We start from the raw sequence: 22604 nt of genomic DNA on the forward strand, positions 1-22604 counted from the left end.
CTCACACGATTCCGCCGCCCGACCCACGCGAGGCCGGTCGCTCGTCCGAAACGCGGCGGCGGTAGCCACTGGCCCGATAGGCCGCGATCGGATCGATCGCTCCGCCCGCCTCCAGCCGCGCCTTGGCCAGGATCGGCTCGACATCGAGACGGAACCCGGCCTTCAGCGTTTCGGAGGCCATGAGCGCGTCGTTCTCGTCCTGGAACCCGGCGAGCGCCGCGCGGTCCACCAGAAGCGCCTGCGCATAGGCGCGGCGGATTTCGCCGGCGGTGCGGATCAGGCTTTCGATCGGATCGGTGACATTGTGCGATTGGTCGATCATGTAGCTCGGCTGCAAGGCGTCGAGACGCGCCCCGGCCCCGACCAGTTCGTTGAAGACGAGGAAGAGGCGGAACGGATCGATCGAGCCGGCGTCGAGATCGTCGTCGCCATATTTGGAATCGTTGAAGTGGAAACCGCCGAGCTTGCCGGTGTGGATGAGCCGCGAGACGATCTGCTCGATGTTCACGTTCGGGGCGTGGTGGCCGAGATCCACGAGGCAGAAGGCCTTCTCGCCAAGCTCGACCGCCGTCAGATAGCTCGTGCCCCAGTCCTGCACGACCGTGGAATAGAAGGCCGGCTCGTACATCTTGTGCTCGGAAAAGATGCGCCAATCCGCCGGCAATCCGGCGACGATTTCCTTCATGGCGCCGAGATAGCGCTCGAAGGCGCGGCCGAGATCGCTCTGCCCCGGAAAGTTCGAACCGTCACCGATCCAGACCGTCAGCGCCTTCGAACCGATCGCATTGCCGATCGATACGGTTTCCAAATTGTGCTCTACAGCCTGCCGCCGTACTGACGCATCCGTATGGGACAGTGAGCCATACCTGTAGGACAGTGGCTGTCTGGGATCGTCCGGGTGATCCTGGAATGTGTTGGAGTTCATGGCGTCGAAGCCGAGCCCCAACTCTTCGGCCTTGGCGCGCAGATCGGCCGGGTCGGCCTTGTCCCAGGGAATGTGGAGCGAGACGGCGGGCGTCGCGCGACCGAGATCGTTGATGACGGCGCAATCGTCCAGCTTCTCGAAAATGCCGCGCGGCTCGCCGCCGCCTGGGAAACGCGCAAAGCGCGTGCCGCCGGTGCCGACGCCCCAGGAGGGCACGGCCACGGTGAAGCCGGCGACCTTGCGGGTCACGTCGTCGATCGACACGCCTTGCCGGTCGAGCCGCGCGCCGAGCGCGGCATAGTCTTCGTCCAGCGCCGCGCGGCGCTCGTCGTTGCTCTTATCGATGATGCTGCGATCGATGCGCGTGGTCATGCGCCGTCCTCCCCGTTTCGAAAGCGCCCGGCGGCATCCTCCCGCCGCCGGACATGCCCAATTCGATCAGCGCGTGCCCGAGCAGCGCGTGCCCGATCAGCGTGTGAACGAGATCTGGTTGCCCGCATCCACATTGACGATGTTGCCGGTGGACTTCGCCGAGAGATCGCTCGCCAGGAAATAGACGGCTTCGGCGATGTCCTCCGGAAAGACCGAGCGCTTGAGGAGCGAGCGTTGGCGGTAATGTTCCTCCAACTGCTCCTCGCCGATCTTGCTGGAGGCGGCGCGCTGCTCGCGCCATTCGCCGCTCCAGATCTTGGAGCCGCGCAGCACCGCGTCCGGGTTCACCGTGTTGACGCGGATGCCTGCCTCCGCGCCTTCCAGCGCCAAGCAGCGGGCGAGATGGATTTCGGCCGCCTTCGCGGTGCAATAGGCGGAGGCGCCCGCCGAGGCCGCGAGCCCGTTCTTCGAGGCGATGAAGACGATCGAGCCGCCGAGCTTCTGCCGCCGGAACAGGCGGAAGGCCTCGCGCGAGACGAGGAAATAGCCGGTCGCCAGAATGTCGATATTGCGGTTCCAGACCTCCAGCGTCGTATCCTCGATCGGTGCGGCCGAGGCGATTCCGGCATTGGAGACGAGAATGTCGAGCCCGCCGAACTCCGTCACGGCGGCTTCGAAGGCCTTGGCGACGGCGCCCTCGTCGGTGACATTGGCGATCACGCCGCGCACCTGATCGGCGCCGAAGCGCTTGGTGAAATCGGCCTTTGCCGCGTCCAGCGCACCGGCATCGATATCGGCGAGCACCACGCAGGCGCCCTCGCCCGCCAGACGCTCGGCCGTCGCGCGGCCGATGCCGCCCGCGCCGCCCGTCACGAAGGCGACGCGCCCGGCGAGCGATTTCGGCTTGGGCATGCGCTGAAGCTTGGCCTCTTCCAGAAGCCAGTATTCGATGTCGAAGGCCTCCTGTTCGGGCAGGCCCTGATAGGTGTCGACGCCCGACGCCCCGCGCATCACGTTGATGGCGTTGACGTAGAATTCCGAGGCGATGCGCGCCGTCGCCTTGTCCTTGGCGAAGGACAGCATGCCGACGCCCGGCACGAGATAGATCACGGCGTTGGGGTCGCGGATCGCCGGGCTGTTGTCGTGCCGGCAGCGCTCGTAATAGGCGCGATAGCCCTCGCGATAGGTTTCGATCGCGCCGTCGAGACCAGCCACCACGGCGTCCACATCGCCATCATAGGGCAGGACCAGCGGGCGGATCTTGGTGCGCAGGAAATGATCGGGGCAGGACGTGCCGAGCGCCGCCAACTCTTCCATGCGCTGCGACCCGACGAACTCGAGCACCGCCGGCGAATCGTCGAAATGGCCGATCTTGCGCTCCGCGCCGCCGATGCGTGCGCGGATTTCCGGCATCAGACGCGCGGCGACCGCGCGGCGCTCCGCCGCATCGCGCGCCGGCTGCTTCTCGCCGCCGAAGGCAGGCTTGCCGGCCAGCTGCTGGTCGAACCATTCGATGGCGCGGTTGATGATGCGCAGCGTCGTCTCGTAGCTGCCCTGCGCCGTATCTCCCCAGGTGAAGAGCCCGTGGCTTTCCAGCACGACGCCCTTCGCGTTCGGGTTCTCGGCGGCAAAGCGCGAGAGGTCGAGCCCGAGCTGGAAGCCCGGCCGACGCCAGGGAAGCCAGCCGATCTCATCGCCGTAGATTTCGCGGGTCAGCTCGCGCGAGCGGCCGGTCGCGGCAATGGCAATCACTGCGTCCGGGTGCATGTGATCGACATGGGCGTAAGGCAGATAGGCGTGAAGCGGCGTGTCGATCGAGGACGCGCGCGGATTGAGATTGAAGGTGCAGTGGCTGAGCAGCCCGACCATCTCGTCTTCGTGCGCTTGCCCGCGATAGAGGCCGCGAAGCTGCTCGAGCTTGTCCTGATAGAGGGTCGCGAACCCGTCGAGCTTCATCGTGCCGACATCGCCGCCCGAGCCCTTGACCCAGAGCACCGTCACGCTCTCGCCCGTCAGCGGGTCGCGCTCCCTGACCTTGGCCGAGGTGTTGCCGCCGCCGTAATTGGTGATGCGCTTGTCGGAGCCGAGCAGGTTGGAGCGGTAGAGCAGCCGTTCCGGCTCGCTCATGCCGGCCGCCTTGGCCTCGTCCCAGAGATTTTCGAGAAGCGTGATGGTCATGCGCGAAGCCTCCTCCGGCCGGATCGCGAACAGCCCTCGCGACGGCGCGAACCATCCGCCGACAGGACCGACCTGTCAACAGAAACGATCATATTCGATCATGTTGCAATGCAATACGATCGATCTTGATCGAAGATGATTGACAAGACCCATGGAAGAGTCGAACCTTGGCGCCGGGAGGAGCCGTCATGCACGAGCGCGAGCGCCATCGCATGATCTTGAGCGCGATCGAAGGACGCCCGGTCGCGACCGTGCAGGACTTCGCGGCGCTGACGGGCGCGTCGGAGGCGACGATCCGGCGCGACATCGCGCTTCTCGATTCCCAGAAGAAGCTGCGGCGCGTCCGGGGCGGCGCGGAGGCCTTGAAGTCGCCCCTGCCGCGCGCGGTGGCCGGCGAGAGCTTCGGCACGCTTCAGGGCCGCAACGCGCCGCAGAAGCTCGCCATCGCCCGCGAGGCGGCGGCGCTTTGCGCGGACGAGGATTCCGTCATCATCAATGGCGGCACCACGACCTTCGGGCTGGTGCATTATCTGACGCGCCTTCGGCTCCAGATCCTGACCAACTCCTTCCCGATCGCCGAGCATCTCCTCCAGCATTCGCAGTCGAGCGTTCTTCTGCCGGCGGGCGCCGTCTATCGCGAACAGGGACTGATCCTTTCGCCCTTCGAGACGGACGGGATCGCGCATTTTCGCGCGCGGCGCATGTTCATGGGCGCGCAGGGCATCTCGCCGCTGGGCTTTGCCGAGTCCGATCCGCTCATCATCCAGTCGGAGCAGCGGTTGATGCGACAGGCGGACGAACTCGTCGTCATGGCCGACGCCAGCAAATTCGCCGATCGCTCCAGCTTCATCATCGCGCCGCTGGAGCGGGCCGACATTCTGATCACGGACGAGCGGATCGACGACCGCGCGGCGGCGATGGTGGAAGGCGCCGGCCTTCGCCTCGTCGTCGCCAAGCTGGAAACGAGGAGCGAGGCATGAGCGACCCGAGGCTTGAGACCTACGCTTTCCGAATGCAGCTCCATCCCGGTCAGGCCGAGGCCTATCGGCAGCGGCACGACGCGATTCCCGGCGAACTCGTCGTCTTGCTGCGGGAAGCCGGCATCAGCGATTACTCGATCTATCTCGACCCCGAGACCCATGCGCTCTTCGCCATTCTGAAGCGGCCGCGCGAGCACGGCATGGCTGCGCTGCCGGAGCATCCGGCGATGCAGCGCTGGTGGGCCGCGATGGCCGACATCATGGACACCCATCCGAGCAACGAGCCGGTCTGCGTGCCGCTCGTTCCCATGTTCCACATGGCCTGATCCGATGCGCGAGGGACCCCGCTTCGTCGCCGTGATCGATATCGGCAAGACCAACGCCAAGGTCGTGTTGCACGATCTCGGCGAGCGTCACGACGTCGATGTCCGCTCCATGCCCAATGTCGTGAGGCAGGACGGCCCCTACCCGCATTTCGACACGGACGCCCTGTTCGACTTCATCCTCGACGGGCTTGCCGCCTTCGCTTCCGCGCATCCGATCGACGCGATTTCGATCACGACCCACGGCGCCGCGATCACGCTGGTGGGCGAGACGGATCTGGCGCTGCCGGTTCTTGACTACGAGGCGGAGCTGACGAACGCGGAAGACTACGAAGACGTTCGCCCCCCGTTCAACGAGACCTTCTCGCCGCCCATGGCCAACGGGCTGAATGTCGGGTGGCAGCTCTACTGGCTGCAGCACCATTTCCCCGGGGAGTTCGCCGAAGTCCGGTACATCCTCACCTATCCCCAATATTGGGCCTATCGGCTGACGGGAGAGGCTGCCTGCGAGGCCACGTCGCTCGGCTGTCACACCGACCTCTGGGCGCCGGAGCGGCGCGACTTCTCCTCGCTGGTCGACCGCATGGGCTGGCGCGACCGCTTCGCGCCCCTCCGCCGGCCCTTCGACGTCATCGGGCGCCTCAAGCCGGAATGGGCGGAGCGCATCGGCGTGGGCGAGCGGAGCATTCCCGTCTTCTGCGGCCTTCACGATTCCAACGCCTCGCTTCTGCCGCATCTTCAATCGCAGCGCGCCCCGTTCGCCGTCGTCTCGACCGGCACCTGGGTCGTCAGCTTCTCGATCGGCGGTCATGCCGCTTCGCTCGACGCCTCGCGCAACATGCTGGCCTATGTGGATGCGTTCGGTCGCCCGGTGCCCTCGACGCTCTTCATGGGCGGGCGGGAGTTCGATCTTTTGACCGGGCGCGTCCCGGCCGAACCCTCGGAAGCGGCGATCGGCCGGACCGTGGATGGCGGCGTGATGGTTTTGCCGGCGATCGCACGCGGCACGGGTCCCTTCCCGAATGCCGAAGGCGGCTGGTCGGTGAGCGAAACTGACCTTTCTTCCGAAGAGCGCACCGCCGCCGCAAGCCTCTACGTGGCGCTGATGACGAGCGAGAGCCTTCAGCTGATCGGAGCCGATGGGCCGGTCGTGGTGGAAGGCCCCTTCGCGCGCAACGCCCTCTTTCTTCGCGCGCTCGGCCTCCTCGTCGGGCGGCCGATTTTCGCGCCGACCCATGGCACGGGCACGAGCGCCGGCGCGGCGCTTCTGGCTCTCGGGCCTGGTGACCCGCAGACGGGCGGCCCGAGCGAAGCGGCGGTGCCGGCCGCGCCCATCCCCGGCCTTGCCGCCTATGCGGCGCGCTGGCGCGAGCACGTGCGCGAGCGGAGGTCGGGCCGATGATGAACCGCCCTGGCCCGTCCCCGCGCCTTCGCTCCGCCGACGGATCGCCGTCCACCGGCCCCGCGCTGGAACTCATCCTGTGCGGACCGCGCGAATCCTTTCGCTGGGCGACGCACGATTATCCGCATCACCTCGCCAAGTGGCATCACCATCCGGAATACGAGCTGCATCTGGTGCGCGAAGGCGCCGGCCGGATGATGATCGGGGATCATGTCGGCGCCTTCGAGCCGGGCAGCCTGATCCTGACCGGCCCCAACCTTCCGCACAATTGGGTGAGCGCCTTGGAGCCTGGCGCGACGATCCGGGGCCGGGACGTTCTGGTGCAGTTCACCGGCGAGGTCGCCGACACGCTGTCGCACGCTTTCCCCGAATTCTCCGACATCGCGCAGCTTCTCGAGGAAGCCGCTTTCGGCGTCGAGTTCACCGGCGAGACGGCGGAGGTTGGACGCAAGAAACTTTGCGAGATCGGCACTCTGGAAGGCGCGCACCGGCTGCTCGCCTTTCTCGACCTGATGGCGACGCTGGCCGCCCGCCGCGCCGACCGCCGCACACTGTCGCGCTGCGCGCCCGCGCTCGGGCAGCACACGCCCGCCACGCGAAAGCTGGAGCGGGTCATCGCCTTCGTCGGGGCGCAGTTCCGCCGCGACATCACGCTTCAGGAAGCCGCCGACATCTGCACCATGGAGGCGACGGCCTTCTCGCGCTTCTTCAAGCATCAGACAGGGCACAATTTTTCCGCCTATGTGAACCATCTGCGCGTGCAGGCGGCCTGCCAGCTTCTGGCCTCCACCGACAAGTCGGTGACCGATATCTGCTTCGAGACCGGCTTCAACAACACCGCCAATTTCAACCGACGCTTCTTCGTGGTCTGCGGTGTCACGCCGAGCGCCTATCGCGCGGGTGCGCGTGCGGTGCAGCATGTCGAGCCGACCGAAGCCTCCGCCGCATGATGGCACAAAGAGCCAAGAAAGTTTGCAAACCTGCCGGAATCCACGTCGCCGGCAGGAGACCGACTGCCTAGCATCCCCTCAAGAGAGAACCCATCCGCGAAAGACCGACCCATGTCCTCCGCCGCCGACCTTCCCCGCATCGACCCCACCGATGCCCGCGCCCTGGTTCTGGAAGAAAAGGACCGGCTGTCGCTGCGCGACTTCCCTCTCGACGAGCCGCTCGGGCCTCATGACGTGCGGATCGCGATCCACACGGTCGGCATCTGCGGCTCGGACGTTCATTATTTCACGCACGGCTCCATTGGCCCCTTCGTGGTGCGCGAGCCGATGATCCTCGGCCACGAGGCGTCGGGCATCGTCACCGAGACCGGCTCGGCGGTGACGACGCTGAAGCCGGGCGATCGGGTCTGCATGGAGCCGGGCCTGCCGGACCCGAACGGACGCGCCACCCGTCTCGGCCTCTACAATCTCGACCCCGCCGTGCGTTTCTGGGCGACGCCGCCGATCCATGGCGTGTTGCGCCCGAGCGTCGTTCACCCGGAAGCCTTCACCTTCAAGCTGCCTGATAACGTCTCCTTCGCCGCCGCCGCCATGGTGGAGCCGCTGGCCGTCGGCGTCCACGCGGTCACCAAGGCGAAGGCCGCGCCGGGCCATGTCGCGGTGGTCATCGGCGCGGGACCGATCGGCCTCGTCACGGTGCTCGCCGCGCTCGCCGGCGGCTGCGCGCATGTGATCGTCTCGGACGTGGACGACACCAAGCTCGAGATTGCCAAAGGGCTCGGCTCGGTGTCGACGGTGAACGTCACGCGCGAGGATCTGGCGGAGGTCGTGAAAGCGCGCACCGAGGGCTGGGGCGCGGACGTAATCTACGAATGCGCCGGCTCCGAGCGCGCCATCGCCGGCATTTTCGAGCCGCTCTGCCCGGGCGGCACCGTGGTTTTCGTCGGCATTCCCATGAAACCCGCCGCCTACGATGTCGCTGCGGCGATGCTGAAGGAAGCGCGCGTCGAGCATGTGTTCCGCTACGCCCATGTCTTCCCGCGCTGCGTCGCCATGCTCGCCTCCGGGGCGATCGACGTTTCGCCGCTGATCACCCGGACCTATCCGTTCGAGCGCAGCGTCGAGGCCTTCGAGGACGCGGCGAGCGCGCCGAAGGGTCAGGTGAAGATGCAGATCACCATGGGTCTTCCCGGGAAATAGCGGCGGGTCCGCACAGTCATCGAGCTTTGGGAGGAGCGAGGATGAGGTTCGAAGGAAAGACGGTGATCGTGACCGGGGCCGGCAAGGGCATCGGGCGGCGCACCGTGGAATTGTTGCGGCAGCGGGGCGCACAGGTCGTCGCGCTGTCCCGCTCGCAGGCCGATCTGGACGCGCTGGGGGCCGAGACCGGCGCGCGCACGCTTCAGGTCGAGTTGGAGGACGTCGCGCAGACCCGCGCCGTTCTGGCCGACGCGCTGCCCGCCGACCTCCTCGTCAACTGCGCCGGCATCAACATTCTCGAGCCCTTCCTCGACATGAAGGACGAATCCTTCGACCGGATTCAGGCGGTGAACGTGCGCTCGGTCGCCGTCGTCTCGCAGGTCTTCGCGCGGGATCTCGTGGCGCGAAAGGCCAAGGGCGCCATCGTCAACGTCTCCTCCATCTCCTCCTTTCTCGGCTTTCGCGAGCACGCCGCCTATTGCGCCTCCAAGGGCGCGATGGACGGGCTGACGCGCGTCATGGCCAACGAGCTCGGGCCGCACGGCATTCGCGTCAATTCCGTCGCGCCCGGCATCACGCTGACCGATCTCGCCCGCGTCGCCTGGGAAGCGCCGGAAAAGGGCGGCCCGATGCTCGCCCGCACGCCGATCGGCCGTTTCGCCGAGACGGAGGACGTGGCGGAGGTCATTCTCTTCCTCCTCAGCGATGCCGCCGCCATGCTGACCGGCGTGACGCTTCCGATCGACGGAGGCTTCCTTGCCAATTGACGGAGCGCCCATCGTCGCGCTGCGCGGCATCGAGAAGTCCTTCGGCCCGGTTCAGGTGCTGCGCGGCGTCGATTTCGACCTGCGGCCGGGCGAGGTCCATGCCCTCATGGGCGAGAACGGCGCGGGCAAGTCCACCATGATCCGGCTCATGTCGGGCGCGCACCAACCCAACACCGGCACGGTGGAAGTGGACGGCTCGCCCGTGCGCTTTGCCGGCCCCGGCGAGGCCAAGGCGGCCGGGATCGCCGTCGTCCATCAGGAATTGCTTCTCTTCCCGGCCATGACGGTCGCCGAGAACATCTTTCTCGGCCATGCGCCGCGAAACGGTCGCGGCCTTCTCGACTGGAACGAGATGCGCCGCAAGGCGCGCGCCATTCTGGACCGGCTCGACTGCCCCGAACTCGATGTGGACGACAAGGTCTCGCATCTCTCCGTCGCCAACCGGCAGCGCGTCGAGATCGCCCGCGCCCTGTCCCGCGACGCGCGCGTTCTCATCATGGACGAGCCGACCGCCGCGCTCGCGGAAGCCGACGTGCGGCGGTTGCTCGACGTCGTGCGCTCGCTTCGCAGCGAGGGCGTCGGCATCGTCTATGTCAGCCATCGCATGAACGAGATTTTCGAGATCGCCGACCGCATCACCGTGCTGCGCGACGGCAAGACGATCGACACGCGCGACGCCGACGACGTGACCGAAGCCGCGCTCGTGTCCATGATGGTCGGTCGCGACATCGACCAGCTCTTCCCGAAGGACACGATCCCGCTCGGCGAGACAGTGCTGGAGGTCCGGAACCTCGCCCATGCCGGCAAGGTGCGCGAGGTGTCCTTTTCCGTGCGCGCGGGCGAAATCCTCGGCATTGCCGGGCTCGTCGGCTCGGGCCGGACGGAACTCGCGCAGACGATCTTCGGCGTGACGCCGGCGACCTCGGGCGAAATCCTGATCGACGGGCGGCCGGTCACGGTCGGCAGCGTGCGCGAGGCGATCGCCCATCGCATCGCCTATGTGCCGGAGGATCGCGCGCAGCACGGGCTCGTGCGCCCGCAGACGATCCGGGAGAACGTCTCCATGGCGATCCTCAACCGGCTGACGCGGCGCGGCGTGGTGGACACCGCGCGCGAAACGCAGATCGCGGCCGACGCCATCCAGCGCTTCGCCATCCGCGCGCGCGGCCCGGGTCAGGTCGTCGCTCAGCTCTCGGGCGGCAATCAGCAGAAGGTGGTGATCGCCAAATGGCTCGCCACCGATCCGCGCATTCTCATTCTCGATGAGCCGACGCGCGGCGTCGATGTCGGCGCCAAGACCGAAATCCACAAGCTGATGAACCAACTCGCCGCGCAGGGGCTCGCCATCATCATGATCTCCAGCGAGCTGCCCGAAGTGCTGGGCATGAGCGACCGGGTGCTGGTGATGAATGGCGGGCGCATGTCCGCGATCCTGCCGCGCGCACAGGCGACGCCCGAGGCGGTCGGCTCGGCCATGATGACGGGACACGCGGCATGACCGGCCCCTCGCTGTCCCGCCGTCTGTCCGGCTCGGGGCAGGAAATCCTCCTGCTTCTCGCCATCGTCGCCCTGTTCCTCGTCGTCGGCTGGGTCAATCCGCGCTTCGTCTCGCAGAACAACCTGACCTCGATCTTCGTCGGCAACGCCTATATCGCGGTCGCCGCGATTGGCATGTCCATGGTCATCATCTCCGGCCATATCGACGTGTCCGTCGGCGCGCTGATCGGCGTGCTCGCCACCGTCAGCGGTCTACTCGTCACCAATGGCTATCCGATCTGGGTCGCCTGGCTCCTGCCCGTCCTGATCGGCGGGGCGGTGAATGCGCTGGTCGGCGCCGTGATCGCCTATCTCAAGGTGCCCTCGATCATCGCGACGCTCGCCATGCTCTCGATCCTGCGCGGCGGGCTCATCACGGCGACGGGCGGCGCCTGGATCTCCGGCCTGCCGCCCGGCTACCAGCTCGCCCAGTTCCGCCTGTTCGACATCCCCTCGCCGGTCTGGTTCATGATCGTGATGACGATCGTCGCGGCCTTTCTCCTGCGCAACACCGCCTTCGGCCGCTCGATCTACGCGGTCGGCGGCAATGGCGAGGCGGCGGAGGCCGAGGGCATTCCCTACAACCGGACGATCGTGAAGGTCTTCGCTCTTCACGGCATGATCGCCGGCGTGTCCGCCATTCTCTTCGCGACGCAGCTTCAGGTCATCCAGTCCACCGTGCCGAACGGGCTGGAGCTGATCATCATCACGGCTTCCGTGGTCGGCGGCGTTTCGATCTTGGGCGGCATCGGCACGGTGACGGGCTCGACGCTCGCCGCTATTCTCTTCGCGGCCATCGGCTCCTCGCTCATCTTCCTGAACGTCTCGGCCTACTGGCTGCGCGCCGTGCAGGGCATTCTCATCCTCGCCACCGTGCTGATCGACATGGCGCGGCGCGGGCGAACCGGCTGAAGGGGAACATCACCATGGCCCTTCGCTCCCTTCTGCGCCACGAGGCGCTTCTCGCCCTCATCCTCGCCGTCGCGCTCGCCGTTCTCGCCGTCGACAACGAGCGCTTCTTCACCGCCGCCAATCTCCTCAACCAGGGGCGCCTGATGACGGAGGTTGGCCTGATCGCCGTGGTCATGACCTTCGTCATCATCACCGGCGGCATCGATCTTTCGGTCGGCTCCATCCTCGGCCTCTGCGCCATTCTGGTCGGCGTCTTCTGGAAGACGCTCGGCCTGCCCCTGCCCGTCGCCATGGCGCTCTGCCTCGTGGTCGGCACGCTCGCCGGTTTCGTCAACGGGCTCATCATCACGCGCTTTCGCGTGCCGCCGCTGATCGCGACGCTCGCGACGCTGGCGCTCTATCGCGGTCTGGCGGAGGGCATCAGCCAGGCCCAGTCGATCCGCGGCTACCCTTCGTGGTTCTTCGTGCTCGGCCAGGGCAATTTCCTGGGCATTCCGACGCAGCTCTGGCTTCTGGCGCTGGTCGCGTTGGTGGGCTTCTTCATCCTGCGCTTCACCGCCTTCGGCCGCGCGACCTACGCGATCGGCAACAACGAGATGGGCGCCGAGTTCTCCGGCATCGACGTCGTGCGGACCAAGCTCCTGATCTATTCCGCCTCGGGCTTCGTCTCGGCGCTCGCCGCCCTCGTCTTCGTGTCGCGCGTGTCCACCACGCGCTCGGACATGGGCACGGGCATCGAGCTCGACGTGATCACGGCCGTCGTTCTCGGCGGCACCTCGATCTTCGGCGGGCGCGGCCTCGTGGTCGGCACGCTGATCGGCCTCTGCCTCGTGCAGGTTCTGAAAAACGGCCTCGCCCTGTCCGGCGTCAAAGGCGACGGCACGATCGTCATCATCGGCTTCGTGCTGATCGCCGCCGTCCTGATCTCCAATCTCCTCAAGCGCTATTCGACCGATTGAGGGACCTTGTCCGGCGTCTTGGGAGAGGCGCCGGGCCCATCGCAGACCACTCTGGGAGGACCATCATGCGCACGCTTCTCGCCCTTCTTCTGGGCACCAGCCTTCTTTCCGCCCCCGCCATGGCGCAGAGCGCCTGGACCGGCGGCGACGGCCAGCCGGCCAATCCGCTCGCCTGCGACGCCTCGGTGACGCCGGTTCCGCCGGGCGACTACAATGGCGGCAGCCCGACCGGCGCGCCGGACCGCAAGGGCAAGCCGCTCAAGGTCGTGGACATTCCGAAGCTCGTCGGCGTCGGCTACTTCAACTCGACCGCGCAGGGCATTCAGGACGCGGCCAAGGAACTCGGCTCCATGACCGTCACGACGGACGGTCCGACCAAGGCCAATATCGACGAGCAGATCACCTTCATCGACAATTACATCACGTCCGGCGTCGACGGCATTCTCTTCGCCGCCAACGATCCGGTGGCGATCGCCCCGGTTCTGAAGCGCGCGCTGGAAGCCGGCATCAACGTGGTCGGCTACGACGCGGACGCCGAGCCCGACGCCCGCCAGTGGTTCGTCAACCAGGCGCAGCCGAACGGCGTCGCCAAGGCGCTGCTCGACCAGCTCGCCTCCGAGATCGGCGAGGAAGGCTCGTTCGCCATCGTCACCTCGACCTTCACGACGCCCAACCAGTCCCGCTGGATCAGCGAGATGCAGGGCTATGCCGAGAAGTGCCATCCGAAGCTGAAATTCCTGGAGACGGTGGAAGCGCAGGAGGACAACATCCTGTCCTTCAACCAGGCGCAGACGCTGATCAACAAGTATGGCGACGAGCTGAAGGGCATTCTCGGCATGACCTCGGTCGCGACGCCCGCCGCCGCCGAAGCCGTTCAGCAGAACAAGCTCTGCGGCAAGGTCTCGGTGGTCGGCCTCGCCCTGCCGAACGCGATGAAGCCCTATATCAACGGCGACTGCATCAAGTCGACGGTGCTCTGGTCGACGGTCGATCTCGGCTATGCCGCCGGTCTCGCCATGCGCGCGGTGGCGGACGGCACGTTGAAGCCGGGCGACACGAGCTTCAAGGCCGGGCGCCTCGGCGATCTGCAGGTCATCAACCAGAGCCAGATCCTGCTCGGCGCGCCGAAGGTCTTCACCAAGGCCGACATCAACAATTTCGACTTCTGACGAAGACCGGCGCGGCTCCCAAGGGGCCGCGCCGCCCCTCTTTCAGTTCGACGGTTCGACCGTGCCGCGATGCTGGAGCCAGCGCGCGACGAGAAGGCAGATGAAGGCCCAGGCCGCGCCGGCGCACCAGCCGGCCAGAACGTCGGTCGGATAATGCACGCCGAGATAGACGCGGCTGGCGCCGATCAGGAGCGTGAGGGCGACGGCGACGCAGATGAAGTAGAGCCGCATGACGAGCCGCTTTTCGGTCCGCGCCAGAAGCGCGCCGAGCGTCAGATAGGTGACGGCCGAAAGCATGGCATGTCCGCTCGGAAAGGACAGGCTGTGAACGTCCACGAGGTGGCCGACGACATCGGGCCGCTGCCGGTCGAAGAACAACTTCAAGACGTTGGACAAAGCGGTTCCGCCGACGACGGCGCCGAAGACGAGAAGCGCCGAGGCCCGCTTTCCGTTGAGCATGAGATAGGCCACCGCGGCGGCGAGGATCATCGAGAGAACGGTGTATCCGCCGAGCGCCGTGATGTCGCGAAACGAGGCCTCCACCCAGAACGGCCCGATCGGATCGTGCATGTCGCCGGGCTGGCGCAGCGCGCGCAGGATCGCGTCGTCGAACGCGTGCGTGTCGCCCTCGCGCACCTCGCCCGCGATCGACACGAAGCCGAGCAACGCCCCGGACAGGCCGAGAAACCAGATAAGGAGCTTGGCCTCGATCCGTCCCAGGATCGGAAGGCGGCGAAAACGGGAAAGCGGCGCGGCGGCGCCCTCGGACGGTGGGTCGATCATGAGCCCAACATATAGCTGGGCACACATCCGGCGAGAGGTGGGAGCCGGTCGTCGGGCCGGCTGTCGAATTGTTTATCTGGCCTCGTGCGCCATCAGCCATTCGCGCAGTTCGGCGATCTCACGCTCCTGCGAAGCCACCACATCGCGGGCGATCCGCGAGATGGTCGGATCGGTCTCGCCGCTTTCGAGATAGGCCTTGGCCATGTCGATCGCGCTCTGGTGATGCGGGATCATCATGCGGGCAAAATCGACGCCCGGCTGGCCGGACATGGGCATCGACGCCATCTCGTCGTCCATGCGCTTCATGGCCTGCATATAGGCTTGGGACGTCTTGCTTTCGCTCGTCCCGGCATCGCCGGTTGTGGCCGCGTGACCGCCGTGGCCGGAATGATCCTGCGCCAGCGCGGGCGAGAGAGCGAACGCGGCGACCGCGAGGGAAAGGGCTGCGCGCCGCATCGGTCAGGCCGCCATCTTGCGGCATTCCTCGGCGCAGGCATGACAGGCCGCGACGCAGCGCTCCATGTCCCCCACCCGTTCGCAATAGGCCGCGCAGGAATGTTTGTGGGCGGGCGAGCCGGTGAGCATGATCTGCGCGCTGGCGCGGCACATCTCGGCGCAGGCGAGCATCAGGCGGAAATGCGCGGGCTCGGTGTGCTTGCCGCCTGCTTCCAGGCAATGATGCGTCGCGGTCGAAAGGCAGGTGCTGTAGCAGTCGAGACAGGCCTTGATGCAGGCGCTCATGTCGTGATTCATCGCGTTCATGGGTTCGATCCTCGTCCTTCCCGGCGACCCGCCCCGCCGCGCGGAGGCCGGCATCGCATCATCGGTAATGATGGGTCGCCCGAAGGGTTTCGGCGAGGAGCGCCCGGATGCCATCCCCTTGTCTTGCGCGGCCGGATCGCCACGTCTCCCCGCAGACAGGAGACAATTCCATGACGGACCCGAGCGAGCCCGACCATCCGGACACCAAGCTGACGCGCACCAAGGAAAGCTGGGCGCGCGAGGGGCGCTTCCTCACGGGCCGTCAGGCGCGGCCGGAGACCGAGCGCCTGCCGCCCGGCCAGCATCTCGTGAAGAACTGGCCCGTTCTCGATCTCGGCCTCCTTCCGCAGGTGACCGAGAGCCAGTGGAAGCTCACCATCAACGGCGCGGTGGAGCATGTTCAGGTCTGGGACTGGGCCGCCTTTCAGGCGAAGCCCCAGAGCGAGGACGTGACTGACATCCACTGCGTCACCACATGGTCGCGCTACGACAACCATTGGCGGGGCGTTCGCACGCGCGATCTTCTCGACATCGTCCAGCCGAAACCGGAGGCGGCCTTCGTCGTCCTCTCCTCCTACGACGGCTACACGACCAATCTGGCGCTGGAGGATTTCGCCGCGCCCGGCGCCATGCTCGTCCACACGTGGGAGGGCGAGAAGCTGACGCCCGAGCATGGCGGCCCGGTGCGTCTCATGGTGCCGCATCTCTACTTCTGGAAAAGCGCAAAATGGCTGCGCGGCATCGAGTTCCGCACGCGCGACCAGCCGGGCTTCTGGGAGGTGCGCGGCTATCACAACCGCGGCGACCCCTGGGCCGAAGAGCGCTATTCGGACTGATCAGCCAAGCGCGAGGGTCAGACGGCCGGGCCGAGATAGGTGTCGATCAGCTGCTCGACCCGCGCGTCTCTGGAACGGCCGGTCTGCCCGCCGATCACCACCACGATCACCCCGCGTCCGTTGCGGCGCGCGGAGGCGACGAGGTTGAAGCCCGACGCGTTGACGAAACCCGTCTTCATGCCATCGACGCCCGGCACGCGGCCGAGAAGCTTGTTGGTCGAGACATAGTGCCGGCCGGCATAGTCGAAGCTCTCGGTGGAGAAGAGCGGCACGAAGCCCGGGAAGCGCTTGCGGATCTGGAGCGCCAGCACGGCCATGTCGCGCGCCGTCGAAATCTGCAGATCGTCCGGCAGGCCGGACGGCGTGACGAAGTTCGAGCGGTTCATGCCGAGTTGGCGCGCCTTCACCGTCATCTGCCGGGCGAAGGCCTGTTCCGATCCGTCGCCGAGATTCTCGGCCACGACGCTCGCGACATCGTTGGCGGACTTCACCGCAAGAGCATACATCGCGTCGCGCACGCGGATCGTGGAGCCAGCGCGCAGGCCGAGCTTGGACGGGGGTTTGGCGGCCGCGTTCGTGGAGACCACGAGTTCGGTGTCGAGCGTCACGCGCTTGGCTTCGATCGCCTCGAACAGGAGATAGAGCGTCATCAGCTTCGACAGGGAGGCCGGATGGCGCAGCCCGTCCGGGTCCTCGCTGTAGAGAACGCGGCCCGTGTCGGCATCCACGACGATCGCGGAGGCGGCGCGTACCGGGACCACCTCGCCGCTCGCCACCGAGAAGGCCGGCGCCTTCGAGCCCGCCGCGAGTCCGGCCGCCAGATCGTTGCGCGACAGATCGACGGACTGGCAGCCCGCCAGACCCAGCGCCAGAAGGGCCGCGAGAAGGCGGGACGGCGCGCGCGGGCGCGAGGCGAAGAAGGTCAGCGGCACGAGGAAGGGTCCGATATGTGAGCCGCGCGGGGGCAGCGCTTCGAAACGGGCGCGCGACCCGATTGCCCGGTCGATACGCTCAGGCCAGAAGGTGGTCCCATCTTGGTTTCGTTCCAGTTAAGCAGGCGACCGGGCCGAGCGCCATTCCCGCCATAGGACGTCGCCGCCCCGATCGCTCGCTCGCGAAAAGGACCCTCCTCATGTCATCTCAAGAAACGCCCGTCTGGTTCATCACGGGCTGCTCCACCGGCTTCGGCCGGGACCTCGCGCAACTGGTTCTGCGTCGCGGCTGGCGGGCGGTCGTCACGGCGCGCGACAAATCGCGCCTCTCCGATTTCGTGGAGGAGCATGGCGACCGGGCGCTCGCGATCGATCTCGACGTGACCGACCGGAGCGCGGTGGACGCCTCCGTCAAGGCCGCCGAAGCGCGCTTCGGGCGGATCGACGTTCTCGTCAACAATGCGGGCTATGGCTACCAGTCCTCGATCGAGGAGGGAGACGAGCGCGAAATCCGCGACCAGTTCGACGCCAATGTCTTCGGCCTCTTCGCCATGACCCGCGCCGTGCTGCCGATCATGCGGCGGCAGGGGCGCGGCCATATCCTCAACCTCACCTCGCAGGCCGGCTTCATCGGCTATCCGGGCTCGGGATATTACGCGGCGACGAAGCACGCGGTGGAGGGCTTCTCGGACGCGCTTCTGGCGGAGGTGAAGCCGCTCGGGCTCCATGTCACCTGCGTCGCTCCCGGCCCCTTCCGCACGGACTGGGCGGGCCGCTCGCTGCGCCAGACGCCGAACCGGATCGAGGCCTATGCGCCGACCGCCGGCGCGCGACTGAAGGGCACGTCGGACATCAGCGGCAAGCAGGCGGGCGATCCGGTGCGCGCCGGCGAAGCGATGATCCGCGTGACGCAGATGGAGAATCCGCCGCGCCATCTCGTGCTCGGTAAGATCGCCTATGAGGGCGTCACCGCCAAGCTGCGGGAGCGGCTGGCCGAGATCGAACGCCTGAAGGACGAAAGCCTTTCGGCCGACTTCCCCGCCTGATCAGCCGCCATTCGCCCGGATCAGGTCCTCGATCGAGGCCGCTTCCGGGACGATCCCGCGCTCGGCGGGCGGCGGCAGGGTCGATGCCTTGCCGCCGGCCATCCGGCGCGCGATGCGGCTTTGCTGAACGGGCGTGCGCATGACGGCGGGCGCGAGCGTCTGCACGCCCGCCGGGGCCAGGCTGCTGCCGCGCGCGGGCGGATTGAAGGGCAGCCGCCCTTCCCGCTCGGCTTTCTCGCGCTCGGCCACCATGCGTTGCGTCACCGTGGCGTCGCGGCGCTTCTCGTAGAAGGCATTGCCGCCCTGGATCGTCAGGTACTGCATGTTCTTGTACGGGTAGGAATAGCCGGCCGTGTGGAAGAACATGGCCTTCTCGACGCGGGCATGGCGCTCGCCGCTGAGGACCCGGCGCGCGGTGCGCGTGGCGAGTTCGCTGCCGCGCCCGAGGGGCTTCGTCAGAACGCCGTCCGCGAACTGCCCTTTCTGGCCCACCACGCCGCAGACGGATTTGGGATAGCGGCCGGATTCCAGCCGGTTCATCACCACCGTTCCGACCGCCAGCATTCCGTCTTCGCTGGAGCGGTTGCTCTCGAAATACATGGCGCGCGCGAGGCACTCTTGCGAACTCATCGGCGTGGGGCGCGTCGCGCAGCCGCCGAGAAGCGCCAGACCCGCCAGCGCCAGGGAGATCGAAACGGAGCGGCTGCGGCGCATGGCATTTCCAAAGGGCGGTGTGTCCTCGAAGCCCCAAGTCTCGCAGCGGATGCTTAACGGGCCGTTTCCATTGGCGAAAACGGCAAAGGGCGCCCCGCTCGTGCAGCGGGGCGCCCTTCGTGAACCCTTCGAAAGAGGCGAAACTTAGAGGAGCGCCGAAACGGCTTCGCGCTCTTCCGACAGCTCGGCCACGGTGCGGTCGAGCATCTGCTGCTGGAACGCGCCGATCTCGAGGCCGGTCACGCGCTTGTAGGTGCCGTTCTCGCAGATCACCGGCACGCCAGCCATCAGGCCTTCCGGAATGCCGTAGGAGCCGTCCGAGGAAATGCCCATCGAGACCCAGTCGCCGTTCGAGCCCTGGATCCAGTCGCGCATGTGGTCGATCGCGGCGTTCGCGGCCGAAGCCGCCGAGGAAGCGCCGCGCGCTTCGATGATCGCCGTGCCGCGCTTGGCGACGGTCGGGATCAGCGTGTCCTTGTACCAGGCTTCGTCGCCGATCACTTCGGAGAGCTTGCGACCTTCCGCCGTGGCATTGGCCCAGTCGGCGAACATGGTCGGCGAGTGGTTGCCCCAGACGACGAACTTCTTGATCGCGTCCACCGACACGCCCGCCTTCTGGGCGAACTGCGTGAGGGCGCGGTTGTGGTCGAGCCGGAGCATCGCGGTGATGTTCTCGGTCGGGAAGTCCTTGGCGTTGGCGGCCAGGATCATCGCGTTGGTGTTGGCGGGGTTGCCGACCACGATCACCTTGGCGTCGCGCTTGGCGCCCTCGTTCAGGGCCTCGCCCTGCACGCGGAAGATCTCGGCATTGGCGTTGAGGAGATCGCGGCGTTCCATGCCCTGCGTGCGCGGGCGCGAGCCCACGAAGAAGCCGGCGTCGATGTCGCGGAAGGCGGCCTTCGGGTCGTCGGTGATGACGACGTCCTGCAGGAGCGGGAAGGCGCAGTCTTCCAGTTCCATCACCACGCCCTTCACGGCCTTCTGGGCCTGGGGCAGGTCGAGGAGCTGAAGCGCGACCGGCGTGTCCTTGCCATAGACGTCGCCATTGGCGATGCGGAACAACAGGGAGTAGCAGATCTGGCCGGCCGCGCCGGTGACGGCGATGCGTTTGGGCTGCGTCATGGGAATACCTTTCGCTCCTGGTGGGGACCCGCTTGGTCTGCGGCGGGCCTTAGCGCGATTGGTCTTGCCGATCCATGAGGAAAACCGCGAAAAACGGATCGCAATCCCTATAAACCGATTCAATGCGACCTCAGCCGAGCCGAAGCGGGCATGTGGCCGCCGCAAAGAGCCGGTTCATCCGGGCACGGCCCTCGCGATCCCCGCCGAATCAACCATCTCCCCCGCCTTGCAGTTTGGAACGGCTCGAAATCGCGTGTTGCTTTCGTCACATTCCCCGCCCCGAATTCAATCGCGCGAAAAACATGACTCCCGCGCTCATGTTGTGAACGCTAAGCAAGGCTCTGGTTTTTATCGGAGTCCTCCATGCCCGCCCCGCTCCCCTTCCGACGCGCGCTGTTGATCGGCTGCGCCCTGTTTCATCTGCCGGCCTCGGCTCTCGCGCAGGACACGGTGGTTCTCGACACCGTGACCGTGGAAGGCAGCGGCGGCGGAACCGGAAACGGCACGAGCGCCGCGACCGGCCCGGTGAACGGCTATGTCGCGAAGGAAACGACGACGGGCTCCAAGAGCGACACCCCGCTCATCGAAGTGCCGCAGTCGGTGTCGGTGCTCGGCCAGGAGGAACTGTCCGATCGCGGCGTTCAGAAGGTGGACGAAGCGCTGCGCTACACGCCCGGCGTCTTCGCCCAGCCCTTCGGCGAGGATACGGACACGGACTGGGTCTATATTCGCGGGTTCAACGCGACGCAGACCGGCGTCTATCTCGACGGCATGAACCTCTATTCCTACGCGTTCGGCGGCTTCATCATCGACCCCTTCCTTCTAGAGCGGATCGAGGTTCTGCGCGGGCCGGCCTCGGTTCTCTACGGCGGCAGCAACCCGGGCGGCCTCGTCAATTCCGTGTCGAAGCGCGCGACGGGCGACCGCATCCGCTACGTCGAAACCGGGATCGACGACGACCCGAACGGCTATGTCGCCTTCGATCTCGCCGACAAGCTGACCGAAGACGGCGTGTGGAGCTACCGCCTGCTCGGCAAGGTGAAGGGCGGCGACACGGACACCGACTACGCGCAGAACTTCCGCGGGCTGATCGCGCCCAACCTCACCTATGCGCCGGACGCGGCCACGCGGCTGAACCTCTATGCGAACTACCAGTATGACGACCAGAACCACGTAAACGGCTTCCTGCCCTATTACGGCAGCGTCGTTCCGGCCCCCTTCGGCCGGATCAGCGAGCATCTGTTCTATTCCGAGCCCGATCTCGACACGTTCCTCAACCGGCAGGTGCTGGTCGGCTACGAGTTCGAGCACAAGACCGACGACGGCGTCACGCTCACCTCGAACGCCCGCTACGGCCATTCGCAGCGCAACGAATACGGACCCTATTTCTACGGCTGGTACGACAGCGCACTGGGCTATGGCGGTTTCGAAAAGCCGGTCGGCCCGCCCTTCCTCCTGAACCGTCTGAATTTCGACCACGACACCGAGGTGGACACGTTCACCACCGACAATCGCGCCAGCTTCGACTTCACGACGGGCGCGGTGGACCACACGCTGATGGCGGGCGTCGACTACAAGTTCTTCCGCATCGATCAGGTGCAGGCGGTGGGCGCGGCCGACCCGCTGAGCCCGACCAACCCTGTCTACACCAACCGTCTGGCGCCGCTCTACGCGCCCTATCTGAACGAGGTGATCGACCTCAACCAGCTCGGCGTCTACGCGCAGGAGCAGGCGAAGTTCGGTGATGGCTTCATCCTGACCCTGAACGGGCGCTATGACGGCGTCTGGATCGATCGCGACGACCGGTCGAGCGCCGATGCCGACTACGACAGCCGCCAGGGCGCCTTCAGCGGACGCGCGGGGCTGGCCTACGAATTCGCGAACGGGCTTGTGCCCTATGTCAGCGCCTCGCGCTTCTTCAACCCGCAGATCGGCACGGATGCGAGCGGCAACGGCGTCGTGCCGGAGGAAGGCGAGCAGTACGAGATCGGCCTGAAATACGCCCCGACCTTCGTCGACGGCGTGTTCACGGCCTCGCTCTTCGACCTCACCCGCCGCAACACGCTGCAGTCGGTCGCGCCGCTCTTCATTCCGCGCACGGTCGGCGAGATCAATTCGCGCGGCGTCGAGCTGGAGGCCAAGGTCAATATCGACGAGAACTGGCGCGTCACGGGCGCCTTCACCGCCTTCGACCTGACGATCGAGGACGATGCCGACCCCACGCTGATCGGCAAGCGCCCCTTCCTCGTGCCGGAAGTCCTCGCCTCGCTCTGGCTCGACTACACGGTGAAGGGTGGCCAGCTCGACGGGCTCTCGCTCGGCGGCGGTATCCGCTACCAGGGCGACAGCTATGCCGACAACGCCAACACGCTGAAGGTGCCGGATGCGACCGTGCTCGACGCGGCCGTGCGCTACGACCGCGAGACCTGGGGCGTTTCGCTGAACGTGAACAACGTCTTCGACAAGAAATATGTCGCGGGTTGCCAGACCGCCGTCACCTGCGGCTATGCCGAGGGCCGCTCGGGTCTCCTCAAGGCGCATTTCAACTTCTGACACCGCGGCCTTTGCCGAGGACGAGGGGCGCATGTCGCCCCTCGTCATCCACCTCGCACGGGGTCGGCACGCTGAATTTCCAGGCGAGCGGACGCGATTCACTCGTCCGCTAAAAGGTTTTTTAGGGGCAGATGCCCATACGTCAGTGGGATCGGGATTTCGCAGACCGCGTGCGTGGCCCGA

General features: G+C 66.7%; 21 protein-coding genes. 13 read left to right on the forward strand and 8 right to left on the reverse strand.

Features of this window, described 5'->3' with window-relative positions; all coding sequences use genetic code 11:
• Position 1: 1 nt before the first annotated feature.
• Together rhaI and B146_RS0114245 are read right to left on the reverse strand one after the other, a co-directional pair.
• Positions 2–1297, reverse strand: coding sequence for an L-rhamnose catabolism isomerase (gene rhaI, locus B146_RS0114240; protein ID WP_019997124.1), 1296 nt, complete (start codon positions 1295–1297; stop codon positions 2–4).
• A gap of 96 nt (positions 1298–1393) precedes the next feature.
• Positions 1394–3475, reverse strand: coding sequence for a bifunctional rhamnulose-1-phosphate aldolase/short-chain dehydrogenase (locus B146_RS0114245; RefSeq protein WP_019997125.1), 2082 nt, complete (start codon positions 3473–3475; stop codon positions 1394–1396).
• A 188-nt stretch (positions 3476–3663) separates the two neighbouring features.
• On the opposite strand from B146_RS0114245, the gene B146_RS0114250 reads away from it, so the two are divergent.
• The 10 genes from B146_RS0114250 (at position 3664) to B146_RS0114295 (ending at position 13673) form a co-directional block, all read left to right on the forward strand.
• The gene (locus tag B146_RS0114250) at positions 3664–4455 is read left to right on the forward strand and encodes a DeoR/GlpR family DNA-binding transcription regulator (RefSeq protein WP_019997126.1); all 792 of its coding nucleotides are present in this window, start codon (positions 3664–3666) and stop codon (positions 4453–4455) included.
• Positions 4452–4781 (forward strand): L-rhamnose mutarotase, encoded by a 330-nt coding sequence (locus B146_RS0114255; protein WP_019997127.1) that lies wholly within the window; start codon positions 4452–4454, stop codon positions 4779–4781. The genes B146_RS0114250 and B146_RS0114255 overlap by 4 nt, the downstream gene beginning before the upstream one ends.
• A 4-nt stretch (positions 4782–4785) precedes the next feature.
• Positions 4786–6180 carry an FGGY-family carbohydrate kinase gene (locus B146_RS0114260; protein ID WP_019997128.1) on the forward strand — a complete coding sequence of 465 codons (1395 nt, stop codon included), beginning with the start codon at positions 4786–4788 and terminating at the stop codon, positions 6178–6180.
• Positions 6177–7130, forward strand: a complete 954-nt coding sequence (locus tag B146_RS0114265; RefSeq protein ID WP_019997129.1) for an AraC family transcriptional regulator — start codon at positions 6177–6179, stop codon at positions 7128–7130. The genes B146_RS0114260 and B146_RS0114265 overlap by 4 nt, the downstream gene beginning before the upstream one ends.
• A 111-nt stretch (positions 7131–7241) precedes the next feature.
• Positions 7242–8330 (forward strand): NAD(P)-dependent alcohol dehydrogenase, encoded by a 1089-nt coding sequence (locus tag B146_RS0114270; RefSeq protein WP_019997130.1) that lies wholly within the window; start codon positions 7242–7244, stop codon positions 8328–8330.
• A gap of 41 nt (positions 8331–8371) precedes the next feature.
• Entirely contained in the window at positions 8372–9097 is a 726-nt protein-coding gene (locus B146_RS0114275) for an SDR family oxidoreductase (RefSeq protein ID WP_019997131.1), read from the forward strand.
• Positions 9087–10595 (forward strand): sugar ABC transporter ATP-binding protein, encoded by a 1509-nt coding sequence (locus tag B146_RS0114280; protein WP_019997132.1) that lies wholly within the window; start codon positions 9087–9089, stop codon positions 10593–10595. Before B146_RS0114275 ends, B146_RS0114280 begins: the two co-directional genes overlap by 11 nt.
• Entirely contained in the window at positions 10592–11545 is a 954-nt protein-coding gene (locus B146_RS0114285; protein WP_019997133.1) for an ABC transporter permease, read from the forward strand. Before B146_RS0114280 ends, B146_RS0114285 begins: the two co-directional genes overlap by 4 nt.
• 14 nt (positions 11546–11559) lie before the next feature.
• Positions 11560–12504, forward strand: a complete 945-nt coding sequence (locus tag B146_RS0114290; RefSeq protein WP_019997134.1) for an ABC transporter permease — start codon at positions 11560–11562, stop codon at positions 12502–12504.
• A 65-nt stretch (positions 12505–12569) separates the two neighbouring features.
• A complete protein-coding gene (locus B146_RS0114295; protein ID WP_019997135.1) occupies positions 12570–13673 on the forward strand; it encodes an autoinducer 2 ABC transporter substrate-binding protein in 1104 nt (367 codons plus the stop codon).
• 42 nt (positions 13674–13715) lie between these two features.
• Here B146_RS0114295 and B146_RS0114300 read toward each other — a convergent pair whose 3' ends face one another.
• From B146_RS0114300 to B146_RS0114310, 3 genes are all read right to left on the reverse strand, one after another.
• Positions 13716–14456 carry a phosphatase PAP2 family protein gene (locus tag B146_RS0114300; RefSeq protein WP_019997136.1) on the reverse strand — a complete coding sequence of 247 codons (741 nt, stop codon included), beginning with the start codon at positions 14454–14456 and terminating at the stop codon, positions 13716–13718.
• 72 nt (positions 14457–14528) lie between these two features.
• Positions 14529–14912 (reverse strand): DUF305 domain-containing protein, encoded by a 384-nt coding sequence (locus B146_RS0114305; protein ID WP_019997137.1) that lies wholly within the window; start codon positions 14910–14912, stop codon positions 14529–14531.
• A gap of 3 nt (positions 14913–14915) precedes the next feature.
• Complete coding sequence (locus B146_RS0114310; RefSeq protein WP_019997138.1) at positions 14916–15218, reverse strand: hypothetical protein; 303 nt, start codon at positions 15216–15218, stop codon at positions 14916–14918.
• Positions 15219–15388: 170 nt separating this feature from the next.
• Between B146_RS0114310 and B146_RS0114315 the strand changes: the two genes are divergently transcribed.
• Complete coding sequence (locus B146_RS0114315) at positions 15389–16054, forward strand: sulfite oxidase-like oxidoreductase (protein WP_019997139.1); 666 nt, start codon at positions 15389–15391, stop codon at positions 16052–16054.
• 17 nt (positions 16055–16071) lie between these two features.
• Here B146_RS0114315 and B146_RS0114320 read toward each other — a convergent pair whose 3' ends face one another.
• On the reverse strand, positions 16072–16986 hold the full coding sequence (locus B146_RS0114320) for a D-alanyl-D-alanine carboxypeptidase family protein (protein WP_019997140.1): 915 nt from the start codon (positions 16984–16986) through the stop codon (positions 16072–16074).
• Positions 16987–17186: 200 nt separating this feature from the next.
• On the opposite strand from B146_RS0114320, the gene B146_RS0114325 reads away from it, so the two are divergent.
• Positions 17187–18032: an oxidoreductase gene (locus tag B146_RS0114325; protein WP_019997141.1), complete on the forward strand. Its 846-nt coding sequence runs from the start codon at positions 17187–17189 to the stop codon at positions 18030–18032.
• Here B146_RS0114325 and B146_RS30275 read toward each other — a convergent pair whose 3' ends face one another.
• Together B146_RS30275 and B146_RS0114335 are read right to left on the reverse strand one after the other, a co-directional pair.
• Positions 18033–18746: a cell wall hydrolase gene (locus B146_RS30275; RefSeq protein WP_019997142.1), complete on the reverse strand. Its 714-nt coding sequence runs from the start codon at positions 18744–18746 to the stop codon at positions 18033–18035. It lies immediately after the preceding gene.
• A 144-nt stretch (positions 18747–18890) separates the two neighbouring features.
• Entirely contained in the window at positions 18891–19868 is a 978-nt protein-coding gene (locus B146_RS0114335) for a malate dehydrogenase (RefSeq protein ID WP_019997143.1), read from the reverse strand.
• A 363-nt stretch (positions 19869–20231) separates the two neighbouring features.
• Between B146_RS0114335 and B146_RS0114340 the strand changes: the two genes are divergently transcribed.
• Positions 20232–22421 carry a TonB-dependent siderophore receptor gene (locus tag B146_RS0114340; protein ID WP_019997144.1) on the forward strand — a complete coding sequence of 730 codons (2190 nt, stop codon included), beginning with the start codon at positions 20232–20234 and terminating at the stop codon, positions 22419–22421.
• The last annotated feature ends 183 nt before the right edge of the window (positions 22422–22604 follow it).

The sequence above is a fragment of the Aureimonas ureilytica DSM 18598 = NBRC 106430 genome, from assembly GCF_000382705.1.
Classification (GTDB): domain Bacteria; phylum Pseudomonadota; class Alphaproteobacteria; order Rhizobiales; family Rhizobiaceae; genus Aureimonas; species Aureimonas ureilytica.